The organism is Actinomadura sp. GC306, assembly GCF_004348665.1.
In the GTDB taxonomy this organism is placed as follows: Bacteria; Actinomycetota; Actinomycetes; order Streptosporangiales; family Streptosporangiaceae; genus Spirillospora.
Map to the genome: position 1 here is coordinate 1 of NZ_SMKM01000003.1, position 19,532 is coordinate 19,532.

Annotated in this window: 17 protein-coding genes; 9 read left to right on the forward strand and 8 right to left on the reverse strand. The window is 73.4% G+C overall.

Translation table 11 applies throughout. From position 1 onward, the window contains the following. Positions 1-17: 17 nt before the first annotated feature. The 3 genes from E1200_RS00795 to E1200_RS00805 are packed head-to-tail and all read left to right on the forward strand — an operon-like array spanning position 18 to position 4,741. Positions 18-1,232 carry an ABC transporter substrate-binding protein gene (locus E1200_RS00795; protein WP_131949795.1) on the forward strand — a complete coding sequence of 405 codons (1,215 nt, stop codon included), beginning with the start codon at positions 18-20 and terminating at the stop codon, positions 1,230-1,232. Positions 1,233-1,257: 25 nt separating this feature from the next. Further along, positions 1,258-4,035 carry an ATP-binding cassette domain-containing protein gene (locus tag E1200_RS00800; RefSeq protein WP_131949796.1) on the forward strand — a complete coding sequence of 926 codons (2,778 nt, stop codon included), beginning with the start codon at positions 1,258-1,260 and terminating at the stop codon, positions 4,033-4,035. 4 nt (positions 4,036-4,039) lie between these two features. After that, positions 4,040-4,741, forward strand: coding sequence for an ATP-binding cassette domain-containing protein (locus E1200_RS00805; RefSeq protein ID WP_131949797.1), 702 nt, complete (start codon positions 4,040-4,042; stop codon positions 4,739-4,741). A gap of 127 nt (positions 4,742-4,868) precedes the next feature. Here E1200_RS00805 and E1200_RS00810 read toward each other — a convergent pair whose 3' ends face one another. Genes E1200_RS00810 through E1200_RS00825 form a run of 4 tightly spaced genes read right to left on the reverse strand, consistent with a single transcriptional unit; the run spans position 4,869 to position 9,577 of the window. Next, on the reverse strand, positions 4,869-6,026 hold the full coding sequence (locus tag E1200_RS00810) for an acyl-CoA dehydrogenase family protein (RefSeq protein WP_131949798.1): 1,158 nt from the start codon (positions 6,024-6,026) through the stop codon (positions 4,869-4,871). Further along, complete coding sequence (locus E1200_RS00815) at positions 6,011-7,054, reverse strand: acyl-CoA dehydrogenase family protein (protein WP_131949799.1); 1,044 nt, start codon at positions 7,052-7,054, stop codon at positions 6,011-6,013. Before E1200_RS00815 ends, E1200_RS00810 begins: the two co-directional genes overlap by 16 nt. A gap of 23 nt (positions 7,055-7,077) precedes the next feature. Next, positions 7,078-8,670, reverse strand: a complete 1,593-nt coding sequence (locus tag E1200_RS00820; protein ID WP_131949800.1) for an AMP-binding protein — start codon at positions 8,668-8,670, stop codon at positions 7,078-7,080. A gap of 13 nt (positions 8,671-8,683) precedes the next feature. After that, a complete protein-coding gene (locus tag E1200_RS00825; protein ID WP_131949801.1) occupies positions 8,684-9,577 on the reverse strand; it encodes a MaoC family dehydratase in 894 nt (297 codons plus the stop codon). A gap of 147 nt (positions 9,578-9,724) precedes the next feature. Here E1200_RS00825 and E1200_RS00830 point away from each other — a divergent pair, with 147 nt between their 5' ends. From E1200_RS00830 to E1200_RS00845, 4 genes are all read left to right on the forward strand, one after another. Next, positions 9,725-10,624: an acyl-CoA thioesterase domain-containing protein gene (locus tag E1200_RS00830; RefSeq protein WP_131949802.1), complete on the forward strand. Its 900-nt coding sequence runs from the start codon at positions 9,725-9,727 to the stop codon at positions 10,622-10,624. A 75-nt stretch (positions 10,625-10,699) separates the two neighbouring features. Continuing rightward, positions 10,700-11,878, forward strand: coding sequence for an amidohydrolase family protein (locus E1200_RS00835; RefSeq protein ID WP_131949803.1), 1,179 nt, complete (start codon positions 10,700-10,702; stop codon positions 11,876-11,878). A gap of 129 nt (positions 11,879-12,007) precedes the next feature. After that, positions 12,008-12,922 (forward strand): LLM class flavin-dependent oxidoreductase, encoded by a 915-nt coding sequence (locus tag E1200_RS00840; RefSeq protein WP_131949804.1) that lies wholly within the window; start codon positions 12,008-12,010, stop codon positions 12,920-12,922. Next, on the forward strand, positions 12,919-13,716 hold the full coding sequence (locus E1200_RS00845) for a PaaI family thioesterase (RefSeq protein WP_207932998.1): 798 nt from the start codon (positions 12,919-12,921) through the stop codon (positions 13,714-13,716). Before E1200_RS00840 ends, E1200_RS00845 begins: the two co-directional genes overlap by 4 nt. Positions 13,717-13,792: 76 nt before the next feature. On the opposite strand, the gene E1200_RS00850 is transcribed toward E1200_RS00845, so the two are convergent. From E1200_RS00850 to E1200_RS00860, 3 genes are all read right to left on the reverse strand, one after another. Continuing rightward, the gene (locus E1200_RS00850) at positions 13,793-14,650 is read right to left on the reverse strand and encodes a TIGR03619 family F420-dependent LLM class oxidoreductase (RefSeq protein ID WP_131949861.1); all 858 of its coding nucleotides are present in this window, start codon (positions 14,648-14,650) and stop codon (positions 13,793-13,795) included. 5 nt (positions 14,651-14,655) lie between these two features. Further along, complete coding sequence (locus E1200_RS00855; RefSeq protein WP_131949805.1) at positions 14,656-15,456, reverse strand: enoyl-CoA hydratase; 801 nt, start codon at positions 15,454-15,456, stop codon at positions 14,656-14,658. A gap of 123 nt (positions 15,457-15,579) precedes the next feature. Further along, on the reverse strand, positions 15,580-16,569 hold the full coding sequence (locus E1200_RS00860) for a helix-turn-helix domain-containing protein (RefSeq protein ID WP_131949806.1): 990 nt from the start codon (positions 16,567-16,569) through the stop codon (positions 15,580-15,582). A 123-nt stretch (positions 16,570-16,692) separates the two neighbouring features. Here E1200_RS00860 and E1200_RS00865 point away from each other — a divergent pair, with 123 nt between their 5' ends. Continuing rightward, positions 16,693-17,679: an esterase family protein gene (locus E1200_RS00865; RefSeq protein WP_131949807.1), complete on the forward strand. Its 987-nt coding sequence runs from the start codon at positions 16,693-16,695 to the stop codon at positions 17,677-17,679. 24 nt (positions 17,680-17,703) lie between these two features. On the opposite strand, the gene E1200_RS00870 is transcribed toward E1200_RS00865, so the two are convergent. Further along, on the reverse strand, positions 17,704-18,204 hold the full coding sequence (locus E1200_RS00870; protein ID WP_243708277.1) for a flavin reductase family protein: 501 nt from the start codon (positions 18,202-18,204) through the stop codon (positions 17,704-17,706). 103 nt (positions 18,205-18,307) lie between these two features. On the opposite strand from E1200_RS00870, the gene E1200_RS00875 reads away from it, so the two are divergent. Next, complete coding sequence (locus tag E1200_RS00875) at positions 18,308-19,369, forward strand: tellurite resistance/C4-dicarboxylate transporter family protein (protein WP_207933000.1); 1,062 nt, start codon at positions 18,308-18,310, stop codon at positions 19,367-19,369. Positions 19,370-19,532 lie beyond the last annotated feature (163 nt).

A 19,532-nucleotide genomic window follows, 5' to 3' on the forward strand; every position in this document is an offset into this window, starting at 1 on the left:
GAAATAGGGAGAGACCAATGCGCCGAATCCTTGGCATCGCCGCCCTCGCGGCGCTGGCGGCGAGCACCGTCACCGCGTGCTCCGACTCCGGGGACGAGTCCGAGTACGGCAAGAGCCTCACCGGCGAGCCGGTCAAGCTGTCGGTGATCGCCTCCGGCCCCGGCCCCATCTACCAGCCCGAGCTGCTGAAGGCGGCCAAGGCCGCGGTGAACGCGGTCAACGACGCCGGCGGCGTCAAGCCCGGCGGCGGCGAGGCCCGCCCGCTGGAGCTGGTGCACTGCGAGGCGTCCACCGTCACCGACCCGAACGCCGCCACCAAGTGCGCCCGCGAGGCCATCGACCAGAAGGTCGTCGCCGGCGTCGGCAAGTACGTCTCGTCGGACGCCGTCGTCCAGGCGTTCCAGGGGGCGGACATCCCCCTCGTCGGGACGATGGTCCAGACGGGCCAGGACTTCTCGAACCCCGTGTCGTTCCCGATCATCGGCGGCTCGCCGATGCTCTCGGCGGGCACCGGCATCGCGCTGCAGAAGGCGGGCGCGAAGACGGTGGCCGTGGTCACCGGCGACAGCCCCTCCGGGCGGCTGGTCCCGCAGTACGTGAAGGCCCTGCTGGAGTCGCCCGACGACCTGAAGGGCGCCTTCTACCTGCCGTTCGACGCGTCGGCCGACCTGACCTCGAACTTCAGCGAGATCGCCGCCGCCAACCCCGACGGGGTCGCGCTGCTGGCCTCGACCGACGTCACCAGCAAGACCATCGTCGGGCTGCGCCAGGCCGGCTACAAGGGCAAGATCTCGGTGGTCGCGACGGCCGTGTCCGAGGGCTCGCTGGAGAAGACCGGCGAGGCGGGCGAGGGCACCATCGTCGTCAGCGACTACCACCCGGTGACCAGCACGGACAACCCGAAGATCAAGCAGTTCCTGGACGAGATGAAGAAGTACGGCGACGGTGAGATCGAGGGCACCGAGTTCGCGCTGAACGCCTGGGCGTCGGTCCACCTGGTCGCCGAGCGGCTCAACGGGCTGTCGGAGGTCAGCGGCGCCGCCCTGATGAAGTCGCTCGAAGGCAGCAAGGTGTCGCTCGGCATCGCGCCCGACTTCACCTACGGCGAGCCGAACTTCCTGAAGCTGCCGCGGATCCCGCGGGCCACCGTGCAGTTCCAGACGGTGAAGGACGGCAAGATCATGGCGCCCGAGGGCGGCGAGTTCACCGACCTCAACCAGGCCGCGAAGTAACACGGACCCGGCCGGGAGCCTCTCCATGAACGACCTGCTCACGTTTCTCATCCTGGGACTGTCGGTGGGGGCGGTCTACGCCCTCACCGCCCAGGGGCTGGTGCTGATCTACCGCGGCAGCGGCGTGGTGAACTTCGCGCAGGGCGCCTACAGCATGATCGGCGCCTACGTCTTCTACCGCGTCGCTCCGGACCTCGGGCTCGGGCAGCCCGCGGCGTGGCTGCTCGCCCTGGGCGTCCCCGCGCTGCTCGGCGCCGCCACGCACCTGCTGCTGATGAAGCACCTGCGGCGGGCCTCGTCGCTGGTGCGGCTCGTCGCGACCCTCGGCGTGTTCGCGCTGCTGGTCGGGATCGGCTACCAGCTGTGGGGACGCGGGCAGGACCTCGTCGTCTCCCCGCTTCCGCACGAGCCGCACCACCTGTTCGGCGCGGACGCGGGGATCGGCGAGGACCGCTTCTGGGTCATCGGCATCGCCGCCGTGCTCACGGTCGGGCTCGTCGCGCTGTTCCGGTGGACGCCGTTCGGGCGCTCCACCGAGGCGATCGCGGAGAACCCGGTGGCCGCGGCGGCGCTCGGCAAGTCGCCGGACGTGGTCGCCACGGCCAACTGGGTGCTCGGCGCCGTCCTGGCGTCGCTGGCCGGCATCCTCGTCGCGCCGATCCTGTTCCTCAGCGTCGAGGCGCTCTCGCTGATCGTGCTGCGCTCGCTGGCGGCGGCGCTCGTCGGCCGGTTCTACTCGTTCTGGAAGACGCTCGCCGCGGCGCTGGTCATCGGCGTCGTCGAGACGCTGCTGGCGCGCTACATCACCGACGAGGGCCCGCTGGCGCCGTTCGTCTCCGAGGACCGGCTGCTGTTCGGGGCGTTCACCGCCCAGTCGGTGTCGCACTCCGCCGCGTTCCTCATGATCGTCGTGGTGCTGTTCGTCGCGGGCCGCAACCTGCCCGCGCGCGGCGAGCTGCTCGACCGCCTGCCGGTGCTGGGCACGGGACGGATCTCCCTGCCCGGCCTGGTGGTGGCGGTGGCGATCACGGTCGCGGTCATCCTGGCGGTGCCCTCGGCGTGGGCGGCCTCGATCCAGGTCAGCCTGGCCGCCGCGATGATCTGCCTGTCGCTGGTGGTGGTCACCGGCCTCACCGGCCAGATCTCGCTGGCGCAGATGGGCCTGGCCGGCACCGGGGCGTGGATCGCCGGGAAGCTCGTCCAGACGCAGTCGTGGCCGTTCGTCCCGGCCCTGGCCGTCGCCGTGGTGATCACGACCGTGGTCGGTGTGGTGGTCGCGGTCCCCGCGCTGCGCACCCGCGGTGTGAACCTGGCCCTGCTGACCTTCGGCCTCACCGTCGTGCTGTCCCAGCTGATCCTGCAGAACCCGGCCCTCACCGGCGGGCTCGAAGGGATCGACATCGGCAAGCTGAGCGTGTTCGGCCTCGCCATCGACGGGTTCGACCATCCGCGCCGGCTCGCCTTCGTCACGCTGGCCGTCCTCGTCGCGGTGTGCGTCGCGGTGGCGAACGTCCGGCGCAGCGGCACCGGGCTGCGGCTCATCGCGCTGCGCAGCAACGAGCGCGCCGCCGCGGCCCTCGGCCTGAACAGCGCGGCGATCAAGGTCTACGCGTTCGGGCTCGGGGCGGCGCTGGCCGCGCTCGGCGGCGTGTTCCTGGCCTTCCGCCAGCAGAACCTGGTGCTGACCGAGTTCTCGCCGTTCTCGTCGGTGCAGCTCGTGGTCTACACGGTGATCGGCGGGATCGGCTACGTGATCGGCGCGATCGGCGGCGGCACGTTCGCCCCCGGCGGCATCGGCGGGCAGATCCTGCACTCGTTCGGGCTCGGCACCAACGCGCTGGAGATCGTCTCGGGCACGATGCTGCTGCTGATCATCCTCGCGAACCCGAGCGGGATGGCCTTCGAGCAGGTCAGGGCCGTCTCGATGGTCCGCGAGCGGATCGGGACCCGGCGGCGCCGGCCGCCCGCGGTGGCCGCCGCGCCCGTCCTCGGGCAGGGCGGGGAGGCGCCGCGCGCCGAGCGCTCGGAGAGCGCGCGCACCCTGGTGGTCGACGGGCTGAGCGTCCACTTCGGCCGGGTGCGGGCGGTCGACGAGGTGAACCTGCGCGTGCACCCGGGCGAGGTGCTCGCCCTGATCGGCCCCAACGGCGCCGGCAAGACGACGGTGATCGACGCGCTGACCGGCTTCGTCAAGCCCGAGCGCGGCGCGCGGATCCGGCTCGGCGACCACGCCTTGGAGGACTGGGGCGCCGCGCGCCGTGCCCGCGCCGGGCTCGTCCGCTCCTTCCAGTCCCTGGAGCTGTTCGAGGACCTGACGGTGCTGGAGAACCTCCTGGTCACGTCGGAGAGCCCGGGGACGCGGTACGTGACCGACCTGGTCCGCCCGCGCACGCCGCGGCTGACCGCCGCCGGGGAGGCGGCCGTCCAGGAGTTCGGCCTCGCCGAGGACCTGGAGCGGCTGCCCGACGAGCTGCCGCACGGGCGGCGCAGGCTGCTGGCCATCGCCCGCGCCGTCGCGTCCGACCCCGCGGTGCTGCTGCTGGACGAGCCCGCCGCGGGACTCGGCGAGGAGGAGACGGCCGAGCTGGCCCGGCTGATCCGCCGGCTCGCCGACACCCTCGGCATCGCCGTCCTGGTCATCGAGCACGACATGTCGTTCGTGCAGACCTGCGCCGACCGGATCGCCGTGCTCAACTTCGGGCGGCTGATCGCGGACGGCGCGCCGGAGGAGATCCTCCGGGACCCGGCCGTGGTCGAGGCGTACCTCGGGACCGACGCGCCGGCCGAGCCGGAAAGGGCGTGAGGACATGCTGCTGAAGGTCGAGGGGATGTCCGCCGGGTACTCGGGTGTGGACGTCATCCGCGAGCTGGACCTGACGATCGACAAGGGCGAGGTCGTCGCGCTGCTCGGCCCGAACGGCGCCGGGAAGACCACGACGCTGCTCGCGCTGGCCGGGGTGCTCGTGCCCACGTCCGGCAAGGTCCTGTACCGGGACGCGCCGCTGCGCGGCGCGCTGCACCAGCGGGCACGGCGCGGCGTCGCCTACATCAGCGAGCAGGGGTCGGTGTTCAGCCGGCTGACGACGCTGGCGAACCTGCAGCTCGGGCCGGGGCCGGTGGCCGACGCGCTGGCGCTGTTCCCCGAGCTGGAGCCGCTGCTCAAGCGGCGCGGCGGGCTGCTGTCCGGCGGTGAGCAGCGGATGCTCGCGCTGGCCCGCAGCCTGGCGGGCAAGCCGGACCTGCTGCTGGTGGACGAGCTGTCGCTGGGCCTGGCCCCGCTGATCGTGACGCGGCTGCTGGAGCGGCTGCGCGCGGCGGCCGACGAGGCCGGGACGGCGGTGCTGATCGTCGAGCAGCACGCCTCGCAGGTGCTGGCGGTCAGCGACCGCGGGTACGTGCTGCGGCGCGGCCGGCTGTCGCTGTCCGGCACGGGGAGCGAGCTGCTCGACTCGCCCGAGGCCCTCCAGTCGGCCTACCTCGGGGCGGGACCGGACGCCGTGTCCGGCTGACCGCCCGCACACCGGACGACGGCGTGCCGGGGATTCCGCTGAATCCCCGGCACGCCGTTTCCATGTGCCCGTGTTTTCTGAGTGCCCCGTGTTGCTCTGTGCCCGTGCTTCTATGCGCCCGTGCGCGTCAGCGGGGGAGGCCGAGTCCGCGCCGGGCGATGATGCCGCGCTGGATCTCGCTGGTCCCGCCGTAGATCGTCGTGCCGAGGGAGAAGCGGAGCGCGTGCTCGACCCGCCCCTCCTCGGGCGCGCCGGGCGTGAACCGGCTGCGCACCGCGTCCGGGCCGAGGAGGTCGAACATGTCCTCGGCGGCCCGGGTCAGCGCCTCGGAGCTGAAGAGCTTCGCCATCGGGCCCTCCGCCACGGGCGTGTCGCCGCGCTGCGCCATGGCCGCCGCGCGCCGCTGCAGCAGCAGCGACACCTCGGTCTCGGCGGCGCACCGGCCGAGCCGCTCCCGCACGTCCGGGTCGTCGATGCGCGGCCGCCCGGCGCCGCCGCGGGCGGTCCGCGCCCAGCCCTCCGCCGCCTCCAGCAGGCCGAGCATCGAGGCGCCGAAGCCGGTCGAGTGCTCCTCCTGGAGCGCCTCGCCCAGCACGCGCCAGCCGCCGTTCACCTCGCCGATCCGCCAGTCGTCGTGGACGCGCGCGTCGCGGTAGTAGGTGATGTTCGTCCGCTCGCCGGAGATGGTGCGCACGGCCTGGACCTCGATGCCGGGCTGGTCCAGCGGGACGAGGAAGACGGTCAGCCCCCCGTGCTTGGACGAGGTGTCGGTGCGGGCCAGGAGGAACACGTGATCGCCGATGTGGGCGTTGGTCGTGAACATCTTGGAGCCGTTGACGACCCACTCGTCGCCGTCGCGCACGGCGCGGGTCCGGGCGGCGGCGAGGTCCGACCCGCACTCGGGCTCGGTGAACCCGAGCACGATGAGGACCTCCCCGCGCAGCGCCCTCGGGATGATCTCCGCCCGCTGCCGGTCGGTCCCGGCGTGCAGGATGGCGCGGGCGACCATGTGCGTCGTACTGACCCCGTACGTGGGCGCCTCGGCCTTGCTCAGCTCCTCCTCGACCACGCACCGGTCGAGCGGGTCGCAGGGCCGGCCGCCCCACTCCTCGGGCCAGCCGAGCGCGAGCAGCCCCGCCTCGTGCATCGCGCGGACGAACCCGTCGTCGTGGGCGACGCCCGTGCGGTGGCACCGCTCGGCGAGCTCCTCGGTCAGGTGCTCCCTGAGGAACGCCCTGACCTCCGCGCGCAGCGCCTCGCCCCGTTCCCCTATGCGGAAGTCCACTGTTCCCCCATCTGTGCGGCGCCGTAGCGGCGGTCGGCCGCCCTGCGGTAGGCGGCGCGCGGTTCGAGGCAGACCGCGCCCCACGCCCGCGCGCGCCGGTAGTAGAGCTGGACGTCGTACTCGTCGGTGAAGCCGTAGCCGCCGTGGAAGTGCAGCGCGCGGTAGGTCGCGTCGCGCGCCGTCTCGGTGCCGAACGCGAAGGCCATGGCCGCCAGCTCCGCGAAGCGCTCCGGCTCCTCGTCGCCCGCCCACGCGGCCTCGTGGCAGAGCAGGCGGGCCCCGTCGACGGCGGTGGCGGAGTCGGCGAGAGCGTGCGCGATGGACTGGAACGTTCCGATCGGGACGCCGAACGCGCGGCGCTCCGTGACGTAGCCGACGCCGATCTCGACGGCGCGCGCGGCGATGCCGACCTGCGCGGCCGCCGTCAGCAGCAGGTACTCGTCCAGCGCGGCGTCGTAGGCGGCCTCGGCGGCCGGTCCCGAGGCGAGCGGTTCGGCGTCCGGGCCGAGGGGCAGGTCGGCGAGCGGCATCGAACCGAGGTTCGGGGTCTGGGCGCGCCCGCCGGGGGAGCGGACGAGCAGCAGCCGGTCCCCGTCCAGGACCAGCGCGTCGTCGGCGACCGCGCCGGCCGGCACGAGCCCGGCCGTGCCGTCGCGGGCCGGGCGGACGGCCACGGTCACGGTGCGCTCGCCCGCCAGCGCCGCGGCGAGCGCGGCGGCGGCGGGCGGCGTGCCCAGCCGGGCCAGCAGGCGTGCGGCGACCTGCGCCTCGATGATCGGGGCGGGAGCGATGAAGCGCCCCTGGACCTCGGCGACGAGCGCGAGATCGAGCGGGGTCGCGCCCCAGCCGCCGTCCGCCTCGCCGACGGCCATGGCCACGGCCCCGGCGTCGCGTACCGCGTCCCACAGCCGCGGATCGAAGCCGAGCGGCTCGGCCGCGCGGACCTGACCCGGTGACGCCGCGTCCCCGAACAGGGCGGTGAACGACGCGACGAGCTGGCGCTGCTCGTCGCTCAGACCAACATCCATGCAGGCACATCCAGTTCTCGGTGCTACGTCCGGACGATCCCGTCCCGGGTCGCCCGCAGGCCGTTGCGCTCGGCGTCCCACCCGTCGGCCGGGACGCCCGCCGCGCGCAGCGGTCCCTTCATGATCTTGTTCGAGGCCGACCTCGGCAGCTCGGCGGTGAACGCGATGAACCGCGGGACGGCGAAGTACGGCAGCCGGTCGGCCAGGTAGCGGAACAGCTCCGCCGGATCGGGCGCGCCCTCCGGATGGGGCACCACCAGCAGCAGGACCTCGTCCTCGCTGTGCTCGCTGGGCACCCCGACCGCGGCGGCCTCGGTGACCCGCGGGTGCGTGTTCGCCGCGGACTCGACCTCCAGCGAGGAGATGTTCTCGCCGCGGCGCCGGATGCTGTCGCGGATGCGGTCGACGAGGAAGAACTCGCCGTCCGGCGTCCGGCGGACGGCGTCCCCGGTGTGGAAGTAGGAGTTCCGCCATGCCTCCGCCGTGGCGTCGGGGCGGCCGAGGTAGCCCTGGAACATCGTCCACGGCTCGTCCGGGCGGACGACGAGCTCGCCGATCCGCCCGTCCGGGACCGGCCGGTCGTGCCCGTCCACGACCAGGGCCTCGAACCCCGGGCGCACCCAGCCGAGCCCGCCGGCTCCCGACACCCCGTGCGGGGCGGCGAGCGGCGTGGCGGCCTCAGTGCTGCCGTAGCCGGCGCAGTAGGACACCCCGAACCGTGCGCAGAACGCGTCGACGTCCGCCGGGACGGGCGCCAGGCACACCTTGCGCAGGCCGCTCGACCGCTCCAGCCCGCTCGGCGGCTGCGCCTCCAGGAAGCGTGCCATGGCGCCGGTGAGCACGGCGAAGGTCGAGCCGCTGCGGGCGATGTCCGCCCAGAAGCCCGAGGCCGAGAAGCGGGGGGCGATGTAGGCGCGCGCCCCGGCGATCAGGGCGTTGTACACGCCCCACAACTGCCCGCCGACGTGGAACAGCGGCATCGCCACGTAGCTGGTGTCGTCGGGCTCCACCGCGCCGATGTACACGGGGCTCGCGTATCCGTACGCCTGGGCGTGCGGGACGAGGACGCCCTTGCTCGGCCCGGTCGTCCCGGACGTGTAGAACACCGCAGCGATGTCCCAGGGCTCGGCGTCCTCGATCACGGGTTCGCCTTCGGGGAGGTCGAAGCGGCCCCGTCCGCTCTCCGCCGGGACGTGCTCGATGAGGTCGCCGCGCAGCCGTCCGCCGTCGGCCGCCGCGAGGCGGTCCAGGTAGTGCGTCTCGCCGATCGCCGCGACGGCGCCGCTGTCGCGCACGACATGGTCGAGGAACTCGCCGCGGAACGCGGTGTTCACCGGCACCTCCACCGCCCCGGCGCAGGTCAGGCCCAGCCAGGCGAGGACGGCGTCGACGTGGTCGTCCAGCATCAGCAGGACCCGGTCGCCGGGCCGCACGCCGCGGGCGCGCAGGCGCCCCGCGAGCGCGGCGGCCTCGTCCAGCAGCGCGCCGTAGCCGAGTTCGGCGCCGGGCCCGGCGACCGCCGGGCGGCCGGGGTGCTTCTCGGCCTGCTCCCGGAGCACGCGGACGACGCTGCGCCTTTCCAATGGCGGCAGCGAGCCTTCGAAGGACGGTTTCATGATGCCTCCCCGCTCATGGAGTTCGTGGGCCCGTCCGGAAGCGGAGCACGCCGCGGACGGCCACCCGGCCGTGCTCGTTGCGGACCTCGGTGTCCACGGTCCCGTCGGCGGCCGGGACGTAGGCGATCGTCAGCTCGTCCGCGTCCGAGACCGGACTCCGGTAGGAGACCTCGGCTCCGAGGAGACCGCTCACGCCCAAGGGGCCGAGATGCCGCTCGGCGAGCCTGGCGACGATGCCCAGGGTGACCTCCCCGGGGAGCGCGGGCGCGGACAGGCCGAGCTCGCGCGACCGGACCGGGTCGATGTGCATCGCGTCCTGCACGCGGCCGTCGGCCGTCAGGCCGAGCAGGGTGCGGAAGACCGCGGCCTGGTACGGATGGACGCTCTCCCGCACCTCGACCGCCTCGCCGCCACCGGGGGCCCCGGCGGCGCCGGCGTCCGGGGACGGCCGCCGCGGGCTCCGCTCACCGGGCAGCCGGAAGTGCACGTCGAGCGACGAGGAGGCGATCCGCTCGCCGGCCGCGCCGGTCTCGACGTCGAGCGTCACCACCAGCCGTTCGTTGGAACGTTCCTTCAGGCTGAGCGCCGCGGTCGCCTGCGCCTCGGCGCACTCGGCGGCGAGCGGCCGGTGGAGGGTGAGGCGCAGCGCCTTCGCGAAGGAGGGGAGACCCGCGTCCTGGACGCCGCTCCCGAAGTCGAGGAGCGCGTCGTGCGCGAACCGCGTCGCGAACGTCGGCAGCGTCGTGAAGCCGGGCGCCGACTCCCACACGAGCGAGCGGGCGTTGCGCGCGTCGGCGCCGGCGGCGATGGCGTAGGTGATCGTGTCGCGCAGCGACCACCGCACGGGGTACGTGCGCGGCTCCCAGCGGTCCACGAGACGCAGGATCTCCGAAACGCCGTCGGGCACGGTACCTCCTCCGGGGGCTGTCCGCGAAACTCAATCCAATTTCGACGTCGTTGTCAATACAGTGGCACAGGGCGTACATTGCGAGCGGGCGCCGCGCCGGACCGCGCGGCGCGGGCGTCGGAATCGGATCGGTCGGGAGTGGGGACGATGGGGGCTGAGGGCGAGCGGGCCGCTGCGGGAGAGTCGGCGAGGCCCTGGGACCAGGACGAGCTGCTCCGCCTGATGGACGTCCGGCCCGCCGGGCCGGGCCGGTACACGGCACCTCCGCACGAGGGGGCCGAACGCAACGTGGTGGAGGCCGGCCAACTCCTCGCGGACGCCGTCGTCGCGGCGTCCAAGGAGATCCCCGAACACCGGGTGACCTCGGCGTCCATGGTGTTCTCCCGGGCCGCCGGCCACGACAAGGGCGTCTCCGTCGACCTCGACGTGGCGCACCGGGGCCGGACCTACTCCACCGTCCAGGCGCGGGTCGCGCAGGAGGACAAGCTCCGCTGCGCCGGGCTGATCCTCATGGGCGCCGACGCCGAGGACCTGGTCACCTCGACCGCGCCGATGCCCGACGTCCCGCGGCCGGACGCGGTGCGCCCCTTTGGGCCGCCCGGCATGCAGGTGCAGGGCCGTGAGCTGCGCGTCGTCGACGACGCCTACGACTGGGACCCGCAGCACGTCGGCCCCCCTGAGCTGATGGTGTGGACCCGCTTCGCCGCCGCGCCCCAGGCCCCCTACCTGCACAGCGCCCTGATGACGCACTCGGTCACGCACTGGGCGATCGCCGCAGCGCTGCGCCCGCACGCCGGATACAGCGAGGCGATGGCGCACAAGACGATCTCCACGGGGATCTCCAAGGCCACGGTCGCCTACCACGACGACATCGACGTCTCCCGCTGGTTCCTGTACGTGAACCGGGCCATCTACACCGGGCGCGGGACGACGCAGAGCGAGGGCCGCGTCTACGGCGAGGACGGCCGGCTGGCGGCGTCGTACGCCGTGCACGGGATGATCCGGCCGCTGGCGCGCCGCGGCGGCGCCCCGGACATGGTGCTCTGATTCCGCCGCCCCGTTGATTTTGACATCGACATCGATATATCCTGACGACATCCCGACCGGAGGGGGAGACGATCCATGCCGTCACGTGACCTGCCGTATCCGCTGTTCGACGCGGACAACCACCTGTACGAGACCGAGGACGCGTTCACCCGGTACCTGCCGAAGCAGTACCAGGGCGCGATCGAGTACGTGCAGGTCCGCGGCCGGACGAAGATCGCGATCCGGGGGCAGATCAGCGAGTACATCCCGAACCCGACGTTCGAGAAGGTCGCCCGTCCCGGGGCGCAGGAGGACTACTTCAAGCACGGCAACCCCGAGGGCAAGTCCTACCGGGAGATCGTCGGCAAGCCGATCGAGTCCATCCCCGCGTTCCGCGAGCCCGGCCCCCGGCTGGAGCTGATGGACCAGCAGGGCATCTCGCGGACGCTGATGTTCCCGACGCTGGCCAGCCTTCTCGAGGACCGGATGCGGGACGACCCCGAGCTGACCCACGCCGCCGTTCACTCGCTGAACCAGTGGCTCGACGAGGTCTGGTCGTTCAACTACAAGGACCGCATCTACACCGCCCCGGTGATCACCCTCCCGATCGTGGAGGAGGCCGTCAAGGAGCTGGAGTGGTGCCTGGAGCGCGGCGCGCGCGTCGTGCTGGTCCGCCCCGCGCCCGCGTTCGGCGTCGCCGGCCCGCGCTCGGTCGCGCTGCCGGAGTTCGACCCGTTCTGGAAGCTCGTCCAGGACAGCGGCACGATGGTCGCCTTCCACTCCTCCGACAGCGGCTACCAGCGCTACACCGCCGACTGGGAGGGCAAGCAGCGCGAGTACCTGCCGTTCACGCTGCAGCCCTTCCGCGAGATCGGGCAGTGGCGGGCGATCGAGGACACGGTGGCGTCGCTGATCTGCCACGGCTGCCTGTCCCGCTTCCCCGACCTGAAGATCGCCACCATCGAGACCGGGTCGTCGTGGGTGGGGCCGCTGCTGGAGAAGCTGCAGACCACCTTCAAGAAGATGCCCCAGGGCTTCGAGGAGGACCCGGTGGAGCAGATGCGCCGGCTGATTCACGTGAGCCCGTTCATCGAGGACGACATGGCCGCGCTCGCCGACCTGCTCGGCATCGACCGGGTCCTGTTCGGCTCGGACTTCCCGCACCCCGAGGGCAAGGCCGACCCGATCACCTACGTCGACGACCTCGCCCACCTCGACGACGCGGCCAAGGCGAAGATCATGGGCGGGAACCTGTCCCGCCTCATCCCCGCGTGACCTGAGCGTCCCGGGGCCGCACGCCCGCCGTGGCCTCGGCGCGACGCCACGGCGCGGGAAGGCCCGCCGTACCCCGTGGGGCGGCGGGCCTTTCCGACTCTCCGCCTCCGGGCGAAGGAGGGAACCACGATGACGCAGGCTCTCGCCGGCCTCTACCTGCCGCAGATCCGGATGGACTTCGCCGCCATCGAACGGCGCGCCCGGGTGGCCGAGGAGGCCGGCTTCCACTCCGCCTGGTTCATCGACCACCTCGCGCCGCCCGCCGCCCGCGAGCTCGACCTGCTCGACGCCTGGACGGTCGCGACGGCGGTCGCCATGCGCACCGAGCGGCTGCACGTCGGGCACCTCGTGCTGTGCGCGGAGCTCCGCCACCCGGCGGTGCTGGCGAAGATGGCCGCCAGCCTCGACGCCGTCTCCGGCGGGCGGCTGGAGCTCGGCCTCGGCTGGGGGTCGGTCGCCAAGGAGCTCACCGACTACGGATTCACCGATCCCGGCCCGGCGGAACGCGCCGGCCGGCTCGCCGAGACCATCGACATCCTCCGCCTGCTCTGGACCGGCGAACCGGTGGACTTCGACGGCGCGCACTGGACGCTCCGGGACGCGGTCTGCCGGCCCCGTCCCGCCGCCGGCCGGGTGCCGATCCACATCGGCGGCGCCGGCCGCCGTCTCACGCTGCCGCTGGCCGCCGAGCGGGCCGACTGGTGGAACTGCCCGTCGAGCGCCGCGGACCGCCTCGCCGAACTGCGCCCGTCGGTCGGCTCCGCCCGGGTCTCCGTCCAGCACCCGATCGGCCTGGCCGCCTCCTCGGCGGCCCGCGACGAGGTCGCCGAGACGGCGCGGCGCCGCTTCGGCGCGTGGGGCGGGGTCGTCACCGGAACCCCGGACGAGGTCGCCGCCGCGCTGGCCCGCGAACGCGACGCCGGGGCCGAGCTGTTCGTGTGCCAGTTCCACGACTTCGGCACCCCGGAGACGATCCGGCTCTTCGCCGAGGAAGTGCTGCCGGCCCTCGATCGGCCGGCCACCCCCGAAAGGCGCGGCACGTGACGATCGGCACCGACCCGGACGGACCGGCGGGCATGCTCCAGGAGCTGGGCTTCGCGACGTGGACGGCCGGCGATGAACTGCACGGCGCGGCCCCGGTCACCCCGGCGATGCACGTCCCGGGCCTCCCGCACCTGCGGACGTCCGTCCTCGCCGTCTGGACCGACACGCTCACCGGCCTGCTGGCCACCCAGGTCACCGCGCCCCGCGTGCCGGTGACCCTGGAACTCGACGTGCAGCTCTACCGTCCCGCGCCCGCCGAGGGAACCGTCCAGGGGGTCGCCAGGGCCGTCAAGGTCGGCCGCTCCGTCTTCGTCGCCGACGTCGAGTTCACCGTCGCCGGCGAGCCGGTGGCGATCGCCGGCGCCTCCTTCATGATGGCGCCGGACCCGGGGCTCACGATGCCGTCCGCCTTCAGCGTCGAGCTTCCCGCGGCGCCGGAACCGCTGTCCCGGCCGTTCGCCGAGCGCGCGGGCTGCGTCCGCCGCGGCCCCGGCGTCGCCGTCCTGCCCCGCTCGGCGGACGGCCTGAACATCTCCGGCACGATCAACGGCGGCCTCATCGCCCTGGCCGCCGAAGAGGCGGCGCTGTCGCTGGCGCCGGGAGACACGCTGTGCTCGCTCGGCCTGCGCTACCTCCAGCCGGCGCGCACCGGCCCCCTCGTCGCCACGGCGCGGCTGCGGGACGGCCTCGGCCGGGTCGAACTGCGCGACTCCGGCAACGGCGACCGCCTCACCTGCACCGCGACCGCAAGGACCTTCGAGCGCGCCACACCCCCCGGCCCACCAGGACGTTGACTTGCGGCGTGTTGTTGTTATCCGGTCCCGGATAACAACAACACGCCGCAAGTCAACGAACGCGGCGGGGGCCGCTTCAGCCGGCGGCCTGGGCGGAGTGGAGGATTTCGTCGGCGAAGCGGCGCAGGCCGTCGAGGGCCTCCCGGGAACGGGTCCACGGCGCGACGATCAGGCGGGTCACGCCCGCCTCGGCGTGGGCGGCGACCTCGTCCGGCCGGGTGATCCGCGCGCCGGGCAGCGTCACCTCGACCGGCGTCGTCCGCCCTTCACGCTCGGCCAGCTCGCGCAGCCGCGCCAGCGACCGGGGGAGCGACTCCAGCGTGTGGTTCATCGGCATCCAGCCCGTGCCGACGGCGGCCGCCCGGCGCAGCGCCGCCGCCCCGTCGCCGCCGATGTGCAGCGCCGGACCCGGCCGCTGGACCGGCTTCGGCTCGAACGCCACCGGCCCGAAGTCGAAGAACTCGCCGTGGTGCTCGACCACGTCCTCGCTCCACAGCCGGCGGCAGACCGCGATCGCCTCGTCCACCCGCGCCCCGCGGCGGTCGAAGTCCAGCCCGACCGCCTCCCACTCGGACCGCAGCCAGCTCGCCCCCACCCCGAACGCCAGCCGGCCGCCGGACAGGACGTCCACCGTCGCCGCCGCCCGCGCCGTCACGAACGGATGCCGCAGCCCGATGTTGTACACGCAGGTGCCGAGCCTCAGCCGGGTCGTCCGCGCGGCCAGGTGGCACAGCACGCCCAGCGCGTCGAACACCGGGACGTCCGGCCGCAACGGGGGATGCCCGGCGTCCCGGTGCGGGCTGCCCGCCACCTCGACCGGCAGCACCAGGTGCTCGGGAAGCCAGACCGACTCGAAGCCGAGCCGCTCCGCCTCCTCGGCCACCTCGACCCACAGCCGCGGGTTGACGGCGCCGAGCTGGACCCCGAACCGCATCGCGGTCACTGGCCCTTGACCTTGTCCTTCATGCCCGTGAGCTGCATGAGGACCGGAAGACCGCTCTCGCTGAGGGCGTTGCCGTGGCCGGTCTCGTGGATGTCGAAGACCGACTGGATCGCTGCGTAGAAGCCTTGGACGTCGAGGGTCTGGTTGACGGCGCGCTTGGCCTGCCGCAGTGCGAAGGGGTGCATCTGTGCGATCTGCCCGGCGAGCTCCATCGCCGACGCCTCCAGCTCGTCCAGCGGGACGACGCGGTTGACCATCCCGACTTTCTCGGCCTCCTCGGCGGTGACGGGCCGGCCGGTGAACAGGATCTCCTTGGCCTTGCGCGGCCCGAGCTCCCAAGTGTGGCCGTGGTACTCCACGCCCCCGATGCCCATGTGCACCACCGGGTCGGAGAACTGCGCGTTCTCCGCCGCCACGATCAGATCACAGGGCCAGCACAGCATCAGCCCGCCCGCGATGCACTTGCCCTGCACCGCCGCGATCGACGGCTTCGGGACGTTGCGCCACCGCAGCGTGTACTCCAGGTACCGGCGCGCTTCGATGTTGTAGATGTACTCAAGGGTGAGCTTCTCCGGGGCCGGGCCGCCGCCCTTGAGGTCGTGCCCCGCCGAGAAGTGCTTGCCGTTGGCCTTCAGCACGATGACGCGCACGTCGTCGTCGGCGGCGGCGCGGGTCCATGCGGCGTCCAGGTCGTCCAGCAGTTCCATGGTCTGCGCGTTGGCGGCCTCCGGGCGGTTCAGGGTGATGACCGCCACCCGGTCCGCGACCTCGTACAGGATCTGGTCCTTCTGCTCCATCGGGCTCTCCCCATCCGTTCCGCCGCCGCGCGCCATAGTTTTTAACTTCGGAGTCGAATTCAATATTCGACCACCCGCGGAGACCGTGTCAAGGACATCGGCTCCCGGCGGACGGCGCCCCGCTCAGGGCGGTCCGAGGAGGTGCCGGCCCCGGCCGGTCAGGCGGTGCCGGACGTGGGCGCCGGCCCGCTCGCTGCGGACCAGGCCGGCGTCCCGGAGCACCTTCAGGTGGCCGCTGACCGTGGACGCGGGCATGCCCAGCCGGACGGCGAGCGACCCGGTCGTGAACGCGGCGGTCAGGCCGCCGAGCACCCGCGCCCGGCCGGTGCCCATCAGGGCGGCGAGGGCGTCCGCCCGGCCGGCGGCGCCCCGGGGGTCCGGCGGCCCGTCGCCGACCGGGTAGACCACGACCGGCGGCAGGCCGGGGTCGGCGATGGCGATCGGCGCGGTGTGGCAGAAGAACGACGGGACCAGCCGGACGCCGCGTCCCCTCAGGTGCAGGTCGGCGTCCACCGGGTACGGCGCGCTGAGCACCGGGTCCCGCCACGTGAACGACGGAAGCGACTCCAGCGTCGCGACCGTGCCGCGCTCCAGCGCGTCGGCCCGCCGGTCCCAGCCGGTGGCGACGGCGGCCTCGACCTCGCTCCAGTCCGGGGCGACCAGCCGGGTGTGGAAGTGCAGGACGGCGTCCGCGACCTGGTCGAGCACGAGGCGGTCGCCCGAGGCGAGCCGCCGCGTCCAGCCGGGGAGCGCCCGGTACCGGGCGGCCTCGCGCATCTCCTTGTCCAGCCGGGTGCCGGGCGTGCCGCGCAGCGCCCGCAGGGCGGCCGCCATCCCCTCCTCCGACTCGGCGGGGGTCAGGAAGTCGGGGAAGTACGCGGCGTCGGCGGGCGCCAGGTCCGCGAGCAGCCGGGACGCCGCGCGCAGGCCGCCGTCCTGCAGCCGCTCCACCGCGCGCCGCCGCCACGGGTGCAGCCGCCGGGGCAGCCGGGCCAGGGGAGTGGTGAGCACGTGCAGCCCGAGGAACGCCTCCCACACCGGATCGGCCGATCTGGCGAACCGCACGTGCCGGAAGTCGCGGTCGCTGAAGTGGATGCGCAGGACACCGCCCATCACCCGACGTTAATACCGGGCGGTAACGAGGGGATTTCGAGCTCACTCGAAAACCTCGGCGGCGCCCGCCCCGCCCGCCGCCTACCATCCGCCGCGTGCGTCGAAGACCCCCAGGAGGCACGGGTGAGCCAGTCGAACATCTCCCGCCGGCAGGTGCTGAAGACCGCCGGCGCCGCGACCGCCGCCGCCGCGCTCGGCGGCGCGGGCGTCATCGGATCCGCCACCGCAGCCCACGCGGCCGGCGACGGATTCGGCCTGCGCATCGTCGACCGCGACGAGCGCGACCCCCGCATGAAGTACTACCGCTTCGCCACCGACGCGATCGGCTGGAACCCCGGGGTCAACGTCCTGCTCCCCGACGACTACGCGAGCGGGCGGCGCTACCCCGTCCTGTACCTCTTCCACGGCGGCGGCCTCAACGCGGACTTCATCGACTTCGACCGATGGGGGATCCGGCACATCAGCGCGGGCAAGCGCCTCATCATCGTCATGCCCGACGGCGGGCACGCGGGCTGGTACTGCAACCCCGTCTCCTCGAACGTGGGCCCCCGCAACTGGGAGACGTTCCACATGGCCCAGCTCCTGCCCTGGGTCGACGCCAACTTCCGCACCTACGCCGAGTACGACGGGCGCGCCGTCTCCGGGTTCTCCATGGGCGGCTTCGGCGCGCTGAAGTACGCTGCCAAGTACTACGGCCACTTCGCCTCGGTCAGCTCCCACTCCGGCCCCGCGAGCCTGCGCCGCGACGCCGGCCTCGTCGTGCACTGGGCGAACATCAGCTCCGCCGCCGTCGACCTCGCCGGCGGCACCGTGTACGGGGCGCCGCTGTGGGACGAGGCAAGGGTCAGCGCGGACAACCCCGTGCAACGCGTCCCCAGCTACCACCACAAGCGGGTCTTCCTCGTCGCCGGCACCAGCCCCGACCCGGTGAGCTGGGCCGACTACGTCCAGGAGACCCAGGTGCTCGCCGGGCAGCGGGAGTTCCGCGCCCGCCTCGGCGACGCCGGGATCCCCCACGAGTGGCACGAATTGCCCGGCGGCCACGTCCTCCGCGAGAGCATGCTCCGCCGCGACCTGGACGGCGTCATCGCCCGCCTCCGCAAGGCGTGACCTGACGACGGCCGGCGCCGGGGGTCACCCGGCGCCGTGCCCGGGCTCCAGCTCGGGAAGCGAACGGAAGGTGAGCGGGGCGGCCTCGGTCCCGGCGGCCACTTCGAGCGGAGCCAGCAGGAACCCGACGTGGTCCCCGAGCTCGACCCGCTCCAGGATGCGGCCGACCATGTGGCGGTGGGCGCCGGCGAGCAGCGGCACGCCCTCGGGCCCCGGCCGCCAGGAGCAGCGGGCGAACTTGTCGACTTCGTCCCCGGTCTCCGAGCCGAACAGGGCCGCGAGTTCCAGCTGGTCGTCCTCCCGGCCGAGGACGTGCACCGCGAGGACCGTCGCCGCCTCCGCCGCCCGGTAGGTCCGGTTCTGCCGCGACAGGCACACCAGGAACCTGAACGGCTCGATGCTGGTCTGCGTGGTGAACCCCACCAGGCAGCCCGCCGGCGTCCCGGTGCCGGGATCGACGGTGGTCACCACGAACATCGGGTAGTCGAACCCGGCGACGAACCCATCAGTCCCATCACTGTCCACCCACGCAGCCTACGGCGATTTGCCCGCATATCGACCAGGCGCGAACCCGGACCCCGAGACCGGTGGACGGGAGCGCAGCGGCGACGGAGTACGGTACTGCCCCGTGATCCCCAGCCGCGCCGGTGTCCGTCTCACCGCGGTGAAGCAGGCGGCGGCCACCCTCAACCCGGGCTACTTCGCCTTCGTCATGGGCACCGGCATCCTGTCGGTCGGGCTGAGCACCCACGGGCTGACCGCCCTCTCGGCGTTCCTGCTGTGGCTCGCCGTGGCCGGCTACGTCCTCCTCGTCATCCTGACGATCTGGCGGATCATCGCCTTCCGCGGCCCGCTGAAGGCCGAGTTCTCCGACCCGCGCCGCGGCTTCGGGTTCTTCACGTTCGTCGCCGCCACCAACGTCCTCGGCACCCGCCTGGCCGCCGACGACCACCTGGGGACGGCGTTCGCGCTGCTCGTCACCGGCACCCTCGCCTGGCTCGTCCTCGGCTACGTGGTGCCGTGGACGGCGGTCCTCGGCCGCGCGGACCGCCCGGTCGTCGCCGGCGCGAACGGCACCTGGTTCATCTGGGTCGTCGCCAGCCAGTCCGTCGCGGTGCTCGCCGCCGCGCTGGAACCGGTGGCCGGGTTCGGCAGGCACGAGCTGTCGGTGCTCGCGGTGGGCTCCTGGTCGGTCGGGATGTTCCTCTACGCGGGAGTCGGCATGTTCGTCGCGGCCCGCATGCTCTGGTACCCGCTGCGCCCGGCCGACCTCACCCCGCCGTACTGGGTGGCGATGGGCGCCACCGCGATCACCGTCCTCGCCGGGGCCCGCATCGTCCAGATGGCCGACACCCCGATGGTCGCCGCCACCCGCGGCCTGATCGCCGGGACGTCGGTGGTGGTGTGGGCGTTCGGCACCTGGCTCATCCCGCCGCTGATCGCCGCGGGCTGGTGGCGGCACGTCGTCCACCGCGTCCCGCTGCGCTACGAGGCGACGCTGTGGAGCATCATCTTCCCCCTCGGCATGTACGGCGTCGCGGGCCACTACCTGGGCACGGCCGACGACCTGCCCATCGTCCGCGTGATCGGCGAGACCGAGATCTGGATCGCGCTCGCCGCCTGGACGGCGACCTTCACCGCCATGCTCGTCCACCTGGCGACCACCCTGACCCGCCCCCGCCCCGGCTGAGTGCGGGCGCCCGGCGCGCCCGTCTCACGGCGATGACCCAGAATGGGGGAGTATGAGTCAACCGTGGGGGCCGCCCCCTCAGCAGCCTCCGCCCGGGGGATACGGGCACGGGTACGGTCCGCAGGGCCCTTATCAGGGAGCGGGCCACGCCGGTGCCGGTCAA